Source organism: Arthrobacter sp. TRD_SC_6, from assembly GCF_055361185.1.
Genome location: NZ_CM143953.1, coordinates 102,249 through 114,660 on the forward strand (window position 1 = coordinate 102,249; position 12,412 = coordinate 114,660).

A 12,412-nucleotide genomic window follows, 5' to 3' on the forward strand; every position below is an offset into this window, starting at 1 on the left:
GCCGGTAAGAAAGCCCCGGCGGCGCCGTGAGAGAATGTAGTAATGGTGCGCGGTGACGGACAGCTTTCCCATGATCTACTCCCCAACGAAAAAGGCCCCCAGGATGCCTGTGGTGTTTTTGGCGTCTGGGCCCCCGGCGAGGAAGTCGCCAAACTGACGTACTACGGGCTGTACGCGCTGCAGCACCGCGGCCAGGAGTCCGCCGGCATAGCCACCAGCGACGGCAAGCGCATCAACGTGTACAAGGACATGGGCCTTGTCTCGCAGGTCTTCGACGAAACCACGCTCAACACGCTGACCGGGCACATCGCCGTCGGGCACTGCCGCTACTCCACCACCGGGTCCTCGAACTGGGCCAATGCGCAGCCCACCCTCGGCGCTACTGCCGTTGGAACCGTGGCCCTTGCCCACAACGGCAACCTGACCAACTCGGCTGACCTGTACCAGATGGTCCTCGACCGCCACGGCAAGCCCCGTTCCGGCGAGATGGCCCAGGGCAACACCTCGGACACCGCACTCGTCACCACACTGTTGGCCGGCGATGATGGGCGCTCCCTCGAGGACACCGCCATGGATCTCCTTCCCGGCATCGAGGGTGCATTCTGCTTCGTGTTCATGGATGAAGGAACGCTGTATGCGGCGCGGGATCCGCACGGCGTGCGCCCGCTGGTCCTTGGGCGGCTGGAGCGCGGTTGGGTTGTTGCTTCCGAGCAGGCGGCGCTGGCCACTGTCGGCGCCAGCTTCATCCGGGAGATTGAACCCGGTGAGTTCATCGCGATCGACGAGAGCGGCGTGCGTTCGCGCCGCTTCGCACCGACGACGGCGGCGGGCTGCGTCTTCGAGTACGTGTACCTCGCGCGTCCCGACGCCGCCATCGCAGGCCGCTCGGTCTACGACTCCCGCGTGGAGATGGGCCGCCAACTGGCGCGGGAGAACCAGGCGGACGCCGACGTCGTCATTCCCGTCCCGGAGTCCGGCACCCCTGCGGCGGTCGGGTTCGCGGAAGAGTCCGGTATCCCGTTTGCACACGGTTTCGTGAAGAACGCCTATGTGGGCCGTACCTTCATTCAGCCCAGCGAGACACTCCGGCAGCTGGGGATCAGGCTCAAGCTCAATGCACTGGAGTCTGTCATCCGTGGGAAACGGATTGTGGTTGTTGATGACTCGATCGTCCGCGGAAACACCCAGCGTGCCGTCGTCCGGATGCTGCGCGAGGCCGGCGCGGCATCCGTGCACGTGAAGATTTCATCGCCGCCCGTACGCTGGCCGTGCTTCTACGGGATTGACTTCGCGTCCCGTGCCGAGCTCATCGCCAACGGTGCGGCTGTCGATGAGATCGCCAATTCGATCGGCGCGGACAGCCTCGCCTACATTTCCGAAGACGGCATGATCGCCGCCACCAAACAGCCTCGCGAACGCCTGTGCACCGCGTGCTTCACCGGCGAATATCCCATCAGATTGCCTGAGGAAGACCGCCGCGGGAAGAACCTTTTGGAGCGCGCCGATCCCGCCGAGAAGCCCGGCGCCACGGGGTGCGACCCCGGGCCCGGCGCTGAACTCGAGAACCTCCTGACCGAAGAAGACAAGAAAGAGCGGGTATGACCTCCAACCCCATCACCTATGCAAGCGCCGGAGTAGACGTCGAGGCTGGTGACAAGGCAGTGGAGCTCATGAAGGATGCTGTCAGGGCTACCCATAACGCTCACGTTGTAGGCGGGGTCGGCGGATTCGCTGGCCTGTATGACGTCTCCAGGCTCCTGACCTACCGGAAGCCTCTGCTTGCAACCTCCACCGACGGCGTTGGAACCAAGGTCGCCATTGCGCAGGCCATGGATATCCACGACACCATCGGGTTTGACCTCGTAGGCATGGTCGTTGACGACATCGTGGTGGTTGGCGCGGAACCGCTCTACATGACGGATTACATCGCGTGCGGCAAGGTCGTGCCGGAGCGTATCGCGGGGATCGTTCGCGGTATCGCCGCCGCGTGCTCGGTGGCCGGAACCGCTCTGGTTGGCGGCGAAACTGCCGAGCACCCCGGGCTTCTCGGCGAGCATGAGTACGACGTCGCGGGTGCGGCGACCGGTGTTGTTGAAGCCGATGCGCTGCTCGGCCCTGACCGTGTGCGGGAGGGGGACGTCGTCATCGGCATGGCATCCTCCGGGCTGCACTCGAATGGCTACTCTCTGGTGCGTCGCGTGATCAACCAGGCCGGCTGGGCACTGGACCGCCAGGTTTCGGAGCTGGGCCGCACGCTGGGTGAGGAACTTCTTGAGCCCACGCGGGTCTATGCCGCGGACTGCCTCGACCTCGCCCGTCACCTTCCTCTGGATAACGACGGCGCCGTCCACGGCTTCAGCCACGTCACCGGCGGTGGGCTGGCGGCCAACCTCGCGCGGGTCCTCCCGCAGGGCTTTGAAGCGACCGTCGATCGCTCCACCTGGTCCCTGCCTCCCATATTCAACCTCGTGTCTGAATTGGGCAGCGTGCCCCTTCCTGACCTGGAGCGCACACTGAACCTCGGCGTCGGAATGGTGGCCATTGTCGCCAAAGCCGGAGCCGACGCAGCTATTGCACGGTTGACTGAGCGCGGTGTGCCTGCCTGGGTCATGGGCAGTGTAGCCGCAGCGTCAGGCGGAGTCACTGACGGCCCCGATTACGTTCAGGGTGCCAAGGGTGTGGACGGCGGTTCTGTGCGCCTGGTTGGCGCCTACGCCTAGGTTGTTCTAGTTTCAGGTGTTGCGCGCACCTAAATCGGGAGTTGGCCAGGAGCACACGCATCCTTCTCCTCCCGTTCATGCGAGCGCGAAAAGGTGGATGGTGTTCCCCGCCCACTCTCAGGAAGTACAGCTATCGTGCGCCTATCCTCTTCTCGGCAAAGAACCCGTCATTCCATCCGACAACGCCTGGCCGCCGTCGTCGTCGCTTCGCTGGCCGTCAGCTCAGCGGTCGTGCCTGCAGCCACCGCGGCGCCCGCTGCGCAGGAAAACCCAACACTGACCGCGTCACCTCTTCAGATCACGGAGGTGACGCCGGACACCTCCAACATGGGAGGCGCCGATGCCTTCGAATTCATCGAGGTGTACAACGCCTCCGCAGAGCCCATCGATTTCAGCGACTACACCCTCCGCTACCTCTACCCCCGCCCTGATCTGACCAACACCAACGTGGTTGATTGGCCCTCCGTACCACGGGACGTTTCCATAGCCCCCGGGGGCACACTGGTCTTCTGGATCAAGAACGGCAAGAACGATTCGCTGACCGAGGCGGACTTCAACGCCAAGTTCGGAACTTCCCTGGTCATGGGTGAGAACCTCGTGGAGGTCTTCATCGGCGGCATGGCAAACGGCTCACCGCGCGGCCTGGAGATTGCCACAAACACAGGCTTCGCCCTCAACCGGGCCTATTACAACCTCGACGGCGCCGACAACACCTTTCCTGACCAGGGCATCCAGTACTCGGTTGATCCGGAGGACCCGCTCCGGCAGACACTGGCCGGTACAGCCCGCGCAACGCCCGGCACCGTTACCCCGAACCAGGTTCCCGCGGAGCCCGTCGTCCTTCCGGCTGACTCGGTAGCCCCTTCGGTGACCGACACAACCGGACAGACAGTCAATCCTGCGGCGGACTTTGCTTTCACAGCAACGGCCACCGACGACCAGCTGGTCCGAACGGTCAAGCTGAGCCTGCGAAGCGACGTAGACGCTGAATTCAGGACCCACTACCTGAAGGCTGGACAGGACAACCAGTACGAGCACATCCTCGACGTGTTCGACCCCGTGGACAAGCTCTGGTACGAGTACTTCCTGACCGTCTCGGATGGCACCAATACCGTCAAGACCGAAATTCGACGTATCTCGGTCGAGGGCGCCGACAGTCCACCGGCTGAGGGCAGCTGGGCCGCTACAGCCTACCGTGGTGGCGTTGAAGTGATCGAGGCTGCCGGACCGGCCCAAACAACCCTGGACGGAACAGTCTTCAATGACAAGAACAGGAACTCCACCCAGGACCGCGGCGAACAGGGCCTGGGTGGCGTGACGGTCTCCAACGGTCGGGACGTCGTAACCACCGATGGAAGGGGACGCTACGAGCTGCCTGTCTTCGACAACATGACGGTCTTCGTTACCCAGCCGCGCGGCTACCAGGTTCCGGTGGACGAGGACAATGTTTCGCAGTTCTTCTACAACCACCTGCCCGAAGGCTCTCCGAAGCTGAAGTACGGAGGCATCGCCCCTACGGGTGCCCTGCCCGACAAGGTGAATTTCCCTTTGGCTAAAAGCAACCTGACCCAGTCCCCGGAACAGCAGTGCGTTCTGGGTGCCGATGTCCAGACCTACAATCAGCAGGAAGTCAGGTTCGCCCGGAACGGTGTATTCGCCGACCTGGCTGGCCGCACCGATTATGCAGGCTGCGGCGCCCTGTTCCTTGGCGACATTGTGGGCAACGATCTGTCGCTCTTTGCGCAAACCCGAAACCTGACCTCCATGCTCAATGGTCCGGCACGGTTCCTGCCGGGCAACCACGACCTGGACTTCGATGCGCTCGACGGCGAACACGAGTTCGATTCTTACCGCGCGCAGTTTGGGCCCGAGTACTACTCCTACAACGTAGGGAAGGCCCACGTTGTGGCGCTGAGCAACATCGTGTACCCGGGACCATCGGGCGCCAACTATGACTCCGGCTTGCATGAGCAGCAACTGGAATGGCTCCGCCAGGACATCGCCTCCGTGCCGAAGAACCAGGTCATCGTCCTGGCATCCCACAGCCCCTTGCTCGAGTTCTACTACAGCGATACCCACGAAACGTATCCGCTGAAGGAGATCTACGAGATTCTCCAGGGCCGCGAAGTCATTTCGGTGGCGGGCCACACCCACATGTCGGAGAACCTCCGGAAAGGCGACCTCATGGCCGGCTGGCACGACGTGGTCGGCGATGAAGGTCTGCCGTTCACCCACCTGACTGTTCCCGCTGTGTCCGGCCAGTGGTTCAACGGGCGCGTCCTTGAGGAGGGGTACCCTACAGCGGTGCAGCGTGACGGCACTCCTCCCGGCGTCCTGACCCTGGATATCAAGAACACCGAAGTCCGCGAGCGGTTCACCGCTACTGGTGACGACGGCACTGCCCAGATGGCCGTCGGTATCAACTCCCCCACCTACCGCGCCTGGTACAACGAATACAAGACCCTTGCGGGCCGGGCCCCCGCACCGGAGAATCCGAATGCGGTGGCCCAGAACGAACTGGCTGACTCCTGGCTCACCACGAACTTCTGGATGGGCTCCACCGGGTCAACAGTGTTGGTGTCCATCGATGGGGGGCAGGCCACCGAGGCCACACGCACCCAGACGATGGCGGCCGGCGATGTACCGATGATCGGTGCCGAATTTACCGATCCGGTGGCCACGCTGGAGCAGTTGGTGCACGGCGGCGGAGTCCACGACCGGACTTCCCACCTGTGGCGGTTGAAACTGCCTGCTGACCTGGCTATCGGAGAACACACCGCCGAGGTCACCGCTACCGATGTCCACGGCCGGGAGTACGTCGAGACGATCACCTTCGAAGTCACGGAGTAGCCTGCCGTTCAGTACAACGACTTACGACTAACACACGCCGAAGCCCCCGCCCTCCGAAGAGGGCAGGGGCTTCGTCACGTAACCCGGTCAGGACTTGCCTGCCTGCTTTCGGGTAACGATCACGTCGAATGAACTTGTGCGGATATTGCCCGCCTCGTCCGTCGCGGAGCAGCTGACCGTAGTGCTGCCGACGCGGAAGCGCGTCCCCGGTGCGGGTGCACAGGTCAGTTGCACTACGCCGTCGAGCGTGTCGATGGCCGAAGGCAGCGGGTACTTCACTTTGGCGCCGCTGGCACCCTTCGATACTGCTTCAACATCCGCTTGATCAGCTATCCGTGGCGGCAGTACATCAGCGGGCCGCGCAGGAAGCCTGGAAGGATCCACAATTCCCCAGTAGGCGGGTGTGACCTGCAGGTCATCGTCGAAGGGCAGCGGCTGTTCCCACGGCCGCGCCATGGGCCACGTCCGCAGCCACGTCCGCGCATTGCTGATGCCCCAAAAGGTGACCGAGTCAACCGACGCATTATGTGTCCGTAGCATCGCGAACAAATCCCGGTAGTAGTAGCCAACCTCGGCGGCGGCGTCCTCGTCGTTCTCGAACGCCGGACTGTAGGGGTCAACCGGATTCCCGCTGACATCGGCGCCCTGGTTCTCTGTGGAGGCATTGACGTCGAGTTCCGTGATGGCCTGCAGGAGCTCAGGGTCCAGCGCCTCCACCGCCTTAATGGAGTCTTCCAGCCACTGCACCGGGCGTGCGACGTCCACGTGGGCCTGGTGCCCAACCCCATCAATAGGCACGTTCCGGGCCTCAAGTGCTCCGATCAGCTCCACGTAGTCCGCTCGTTTCGCCGGAAGTTCCGTGTTGTAGTCGTTGATGAACAGCGCCGCCTCCGGGAAGTAACGGTCGGCAAGCCGGAAGGCCTCGTCCACGAATTCCTCACCAAGGACCTGGAACCAACGGCTGTCGCGCATGTCGTGTGGATTGGCTGTGTCAGTGTCAGCGATAACCTCGTTGACCACGTCCCAGGCCCAGATGGGGCTGTCCCCGTTGGGGTAACGCGCGTCGATGTGATCGGCGATCCCCTTGATATGGGCTTCCATGCGCGCCTTGAGGAGCGCTTGGTCGGCCGGGCTGTTGGTGAGGTCCCGAGTGCCGTCCCTGAAGAACCAGGCTGGGGTCTGCGAGTGCCAGGCGAGCACGTGGCCGTACACCTCGATGTCGTTGGCATCAGCGAAGTCCAACAACTGGTCAAGCTGCGCGAAAGCGAACTGGCCTTCCACCGGCTGCACGCTCTCCGGCTTACCCGCATTCTCGGGGGTGAAGGCGTTGAAGTGCTTGCGCACAAGATCCGCCGCTGTTCCCACGGTTTCCCGCGCGTCTATGGCTACACCAACGTGCTCTATGCCCTGGGCGCCGAGGACGTCCTTGAGCCCAGGCACCTCGGTCTGGATAGGCTTCTCGACGATCCGAGCGAGGCTGAAATCGTCAAGCAGGAAGTCGACGCCGGCTGGACCCTCCACGTACACCTGCAATTTGTCGGCGGCTGCACCGAGCGTGTAGGTGCCCTTGAGCTGGGTCCAACCGGTGGTGGTGACCGAAGCGCTGGCTCCGGCAACGCCGTCGTACGCGCTTCCTCCACCGTTGTCACGCTGCACCGACACTTTGAGCGACGCCGGAGCCTGACCTGGTGCTAGCTTCGCCCACACCAATACCTCTACCGCAGTCCCCACCGGCAGGCCGGCCGTGATGTCGAGGGCGGCCCCGTGCCAGGGCTGGGTGCGGTTGGATACCAAGAGGCTGCCGGTGCCGGTGCGGGCATCCGTGCTCGGTGCTATCTGAACCCCGTCGCCGCGGGCCGTCCAGCCGTCGGTACCCGTTTCGAACCCGCTCCTGATCGGGTCCGGTGCTTCGGCAACGCCACCGCGGGGAAGAGTGAAAGTCCAATCCTCGGCAAGCCTTTCAGCCAGGACTGTTGTGACAGCCTTGACCGTGTTTGACCGGTCACCGCCGCCGTCATGCGCGAGCACCACCGCGCCAGGGGTGAACGCCGCGCGCAGGTTAGCCGTGAGGGTGGCCTCGCTGAGATCATTGCCGTCCCAGTCGGAGATCACGTTGCCAAGGCCCAGCGGCTGCATACCGAGTGCTGCCGCCACCTCGCCGGTAACCCCCCAGCTACCGTTCGGGGCCCGGAAGTAGGGCACCTTCAACGACGGATTGCTCGTGGCTTCTCTGATGATTCGCAGGTTCTCCTTGAGATCCGCCTCGACCTGCGCCTTCGTCCATGAGCCCATGTCCGCAAAGGAGGTGCCGTGGTTGCACAGCGTGTGCCCCTCGGCGACCATGCGCCGCAGCAGCTCGGCACCACCCGGCGCCTGCACGTTCTGGCCGATGACGCAGAAAGTTGCGGTGACCCCACTGTTCCGCAGGAGGTCCAGGACGGCGGCCGTCTCGCCGGGGTTCGGGCCATCGTCAAATGTGAGAGCGGCTGTGTTTCCCGTGCCGCGCGCAGAGGCGAGGGGCGTCGTCGTCGGATTGTCAGCTCCTCCCGGTACGAACCCGGGGTCTGGCGTGGGCTCCCAGCTGCCATCGCCGTCGGATGCGGCCGTTCCGGTGATCACGACGTCGTCCACGAGGTAGTCATAGGGCGCCCCGAGATCCCCGGTTCCGAGGTAGGCCCGCAGTTTCGTCGGGTCGGCACCCGCCGGGGCGTTGAAGGTTCCGCTCACGGTGGTCCAGGCATCCGCCGAGACAGTGGTATTGCCTACCCAGCTGTAGGCAGGTTCGACGACGAAACGGGCCGACGTCGTCGTACCGGCTGCCACCGAAAGCTTGACCTGCGCGGAGAAGGTGTATGCGCCTCCGGCCTGCAGGAGATTGGCCGGTGTCTTGATGCCGTCGTAGTCGTTCGCCCTGCCCTGCACCAGCAGCGCTTTGTTGACATCACCACCGTCGCCATCGGCGTCGACCACCGACAACGCCGGCTCTCCGTTCTGTGCCAACGGGCTGAAGGCTCCGTCCTCGAAGTCCTCGCTGAGAAGCACCACGGGTTCACCGGCCTGGGCCACCGGTAGCGCGAGCGCGCCAGCGCCTGCGACCAGGCCGAACGCTGTGACGCCGGCAATCAGACATCGTTGTCTCATAACTCTCCTTGTTGATTGGGCTCTTGCCCTCGAAGGTGGCCAGCGGCCGGAAGTACTGAAGTGAGCGCGGCGTCTAGCGGTTGCCGCGCCCGGGTGAGGCCTGCTCGAGGGTGTCCTGGAGCGCGTAGTACGCGGGCTTGCGGATGAAGTCGTTCCACATGACCGTCGCCTCGCCTTCGCCGGCGAAGAACACCGGCACCCACGAGTACTTGTCAGTGAAGCCCCAGATGGTGAAGGAATTACACTCCTCCACGAGCACGCACGCCTCGAGGGCCCGCTGGTAGTAACCCGCCTGCTGCTCAAGCTGCGCTGCGGTGGGTGTAGTTCCCGCCGCGACGTCCATCCGCACGTCCAGCTCGGTGATCGCTGTCTCAAGTCCGAGGCTGTCGAAGCGTTGGAGATTTGCCTGGAGGTCGCCGGGGAATCCGTACCGGGTGCTCAGGTGACCCTGAATCGCGAAGCCATCCACCGGGACGCCCTGCGCCTGGAGCTGCGGAATGAGTTTGAGGTACGCGTTACTCTTCGCATTGATGCCCTCCACACCGTAATCATTGAAGAAGAGCTTGGCTTTGGGGTCAGCCTCGTGGGCCCAGCGGAACGCGTCCGCGATGATTTCTGGGCCAAGTTCGCGGATCCAGATGTTGTCCGTGGTGCGCAGGGTGCCATCACCGTTGAAGATTTCATTGGCGACGTCCCACTGCTGGATTTTGCCGGCGTAGCGGCCCACGACCGTCTGGATGTGGTCCTTGAGAATTGCTCGCAACTCATCCTTCGAGAAGTTGCCCTCTTCCAGCCAAGTCGGGTTCTGGCTGTGCCAGAACAGGGTGTGCCCACGGACCACTTGCTTGTTCTCCTGGGCAAACTTCACGATGGCGTCCATCTCGGCGAAGCGGTATGTGCCCTGTTCCGGGTGCACGAATTCCCATTTGAGCTGGTTCTCAGGGGATACCGAGTTGAACTCAGCGGCGAGCCGCTGCCGATACTCCTGGTCGAAGGTGAAGGGATCAGGATAGGGCTGGTCCACGTGGTGCCCGCCGCCCGCGACAGCCGTTCCGATCTTGAGATCCTGCGGCGCGACCCAGCGGAGGGTGTCCTTCTTATCGATCTTCGAAGGGTGGGAGGCTTGCTGCTCGCCTGCGAGCGCAGGCACCGCGGCGGGGAGGATGAGGGCCGACGCGAGAACCGCAGCAGCAAGGGATTTCGGGAATGACATGTGCTCTCTCCTTTGAGGCGCCTGACGCTTTTGCAGGCCGATAAACGAATCGGAACTTTCCGGAAGTTTCCGGAAGTGCCGTTGCTGTAGGTTAGGTACACCGTGCCTCGTGAGTCAAGGGTGAGGTTGAAATGAACCGGCCGCCGAGGCCTGAGGAGAGGAAGCGCGTGCAGGAAAACCCTGAGCCGGCCGTGACGATTTCAGCTGTCGCCGCGGCCGCTGGCGTCTCTGTTCCCACGGTGTCCCGCGTACTCAACGGCCGCTCAGACGTTGCTCCCCGGACGCGCGAACGCGTGGAGAAGCTTCTGCGTGAATACGGGTATCGCCGCAGGGGCTCCACCCAGGAGCCGGCGTCGGGTCTGGTCGATCTGGTCTTCAATGACCTGGACAGCCCCTGGGCAGTGGAGATCATTCGTGGCGTTGAGGAGGCCATGGACTCCGAAGGCCGGTCGGTAGTGGTCAGCGCGATCCACCGGCGCGGAAGCGCAGACTCCACGCGCAGGTGGTTGGACAAGCTGGGCGCCCGAAGCAGCGCTGGCGTCATCCTCGTCACCACGGACCTTGACTCGTTCCTGCATGCCGAGCTGCAGCGTCTTGAACTGCCCGTTGTAGTGGTGGATCCCGCTGGCGTACCGGACCTCGAAGTTCCAACTATCGGCGCAACCAATTGGACCGGAGCCGTAACGGCAACCGAATACCTGGTCTCGCAGAATCACAGGCGCATCGGATTTGTGGCCGGCCGCCCAGGGCTTTGGTGCAGCCGGGCACGCCTCGACGGGTACCGCGCGGGGCTGGACGCAGCTGGGATCCCCTTCGACCCCAGCCTGGTGGTCAGCGGTGAATTCGACTACTCCTCCGGATTCACGGCCGGTGCAGGATTACTCAACCTCGCCGTTCCCCCGACCGCAATATTCGCGGCGAGTGATCAGATGGCCCTCGGCGTATTTGAAGCTGCCCGCCAGCAGGGTTTACGCATCCCGCAGGATCTCAGCGTTGTCGGCTTTGACGACCTGCCCGAGGCGGGATGGGCCTCACCCCCCCTGACCACGGTCCACCAACCGCTGTCCGGGATGGGCGCACTTGCGGCCCGGACCCTCATGCGGTTGATCGGTGGAGAGGCTGTGGAAAGCCCGCGCATCGAACTGTCCACCAAGTTGGTGTTGCGGGCGAGCGTGCAGGCTCCCGCAAACTAAAACCAACTCTTTACGGGGTAGCCCGGGGCTTGACTATCGGCATAAACAGAATATGTTTATAACGGCAACATATCCAGTTCCCATACTTCCAGGAGCACTCAATGGCGATTCAGCCCACCCGCGATGACAAGTTTTCCTTCGGACTCTGGACTGTGGGTTGGGAAGCCCAGGATCAGTTCGGGTCCGCGACGCGTGCGCCGCTGGACGTTGTCGAAGCCGTCAACAGGCTCAGTGACCTTGGTGCGTACGGCATCACCTTCCACGACGACGACCTCTTCCCTTTCGGTTCCAGCGCCACAGAACGCCAGGCGCAGATCGACCGCCTCAAGGGTGCCCTTGAGTCCACCGGACTGATCGTTCCCATGGTCACCACCAATCTGTTCAGCCACCCGGTCTTCAAGGACGGCGGCTTCACCAGCAATGACCGCGGCGTCCGCCGCTTCGCCATCCGCAAGGTACTGGACAACATCGATCTCGCGGCGGAACTTGGCGCCAAGACATTCGTTATGTGGGGCGGACGCGAAGGCAGCGAGTACGACGCCGCCAAGGACATCCGCGGCGCACTGGAACGCTACCGCGAGGCAGTGAACCTGCTCGGTGATTACGTCACTGACAAGGGCTATGACATCCGCTTCGCCATTGAACCCAAGCCCAATGAACCACGCGGAGACATCCTGCTGCCCACGCTCGGCCACGCAATGGCCTTTATCGAAACCCTCGAACGCCCCGAGCTGGTGGGCATCAACCCGGAAACGGGCCACGAGCAGATGGCAGGGTTGAACTTCACCCATGGCATCGCGCAGGCCCTCTACCAGGGCAAGCTGTTCCACATCGACCTCAACGGCCAGCGAAGCATCAAGTTTGATCAGGATCTGGTCTTCGGGCACGGTGACCTGCAGAACGCGTTTTCACTGGTTGACCTGCTGGAGAACGGCGGCCCCACGGGCGGACCTTCCTACGACGGGCCACGCCACTTCGACTACAAGCCCAGCCGCACCGAGGATATGGACGGTGTCTGGGACTCCGCGGCCGCGAACATGCAGACCTATCTGCTCCTCAAGGAGCGTGCAGCCGCGTTCCGCGCAGATCCCGAGGTCCAGGCAGCACTCGCCGCGTCGCGGGTATCCGAGATCAACGAGCCAACACTCAATAAGGGCGAAGGTTACGAGGACCTGCGCGCGGACCGCGCTTCCTACGAAGAATTCGACGCCGATGCCTACTTCAACGGCAAGGGCTTCGGCTTCGTGAAGCTTCAGCAGCTGTTCATCGAGCACCTGCTCGGCGCCCGCTGATCC

At 63.4% G+C, this 12,412-nt stretch carries 7 protein-coding genes; 5 read left to right on the forward strand and 2 right to left on the reverse strand.

The window, feature by feature from the left end; translation table 11 throughout:
- The first annotated feature begins 42 nt into the window (after positions 1–42).
- From purF to ACWA1U_RS00515, 3 genes are all read left to right on the forward strand, one after another.
- A complete protein-coding gene (purF, locus tag ACWA1U_RS00505) occupies positions 43–1,602 on the forward strand; it encodes an amidophosphoribosyltransferase (protein WP_463723393.1) in 1,560 nt (519 codons plus the stop codon).
- Positions 1,599–2,720 (forward strand): phosphoribosylformylglycinamidine cyclo-ligase, encoded by a 1,122-nt coding sequence (gene purM, locus ACWA1U_RS00510; protein ID WP_463723394.1) that lies wholly within the window; start codon positions 1,599–1,601, stop codon positions 2,718–2,720. The genes purF and purM overlap by 4 nt, the downstream gene beginning before the upstream one ends.
- Positions 2,721–2,855: 135 nt before the next feature.
- On the forward strand, positions 2,856–5,570 hold the full coding sequence (locus ACWA1U_RS00515; protein ID WP_463723395.1) for a calcineurin-like phosphoesterase C-terminal domain-containing protein: 2,715 nt from the start codon (positions 2,856–2,858) through the stop codon (positions 5,568–5,570).
- 87 nt (positions 5,571–5,657) lie between these two features.
- Here ACWA1U_RS00515 and ACWA1U_RS00520 read toward each other — a convergent pair whose 3' ends face one another.
- The gene (locus tag ACWA1U_RS00520; RefSeq protein WP_463723396.1) at positions 5,658–8,711 is read right to left on the reverse strand and encodes an endo-1,4-beta-xylanase; all 3,054 of its coding nucleotides are present in this window, start codon (positions 8,709–8,711) and stop codon (positions 5,658–5,660) included.
- A gap of 73 nt (positions 8,712–8,784) precedes the next feature.
- Positions 8,785–9,924, reverse strand: a complete 1,140-nt coding sequence (locus ACWA1U_RS00525) for an endo-1,4-beta-xylanase (RefSeq protein ID WP_463723397.1) — start codon at positions 9,922–9,924, stop codon at positions 8,785–8,787.
- Positions 9,925–10,115: 191 nt separating this feature from the next.
- Between ACWA1U_RS00525 and ACWA1U_RS00530 the strand changes: the two genes are divergently transcribed.
- Both ACWA1U_RS00530 and xylA read left to right on the forward strand, forming a co-directional pair.
- Complete coding sequence (locus ACWA1U_RS00530) at positions 10,116–11,117, forward strand: LacI family DNA-binding transcriptional regulator (protein ID WP_463723398.1); 1,002 nt, start codon at positions 10,116–10,118, stop codon at positions 11,115–11,117.
- 101 nt (positions 11,118–11,218) lie between these two features.
- Positions 11,219–12,409, forward strand: a complete 1,191-nt coding sequence (gene xylA, locus ACWA1U_RS00535) for a xylose isomerase (RefSeq protein ID WP_463723399.1) — start codon at positions 11,219–11,221, stop codon at positions 12,407–12,409.
- Positions 12,410–12,412 lie beyond the last annotated feature (3 nt).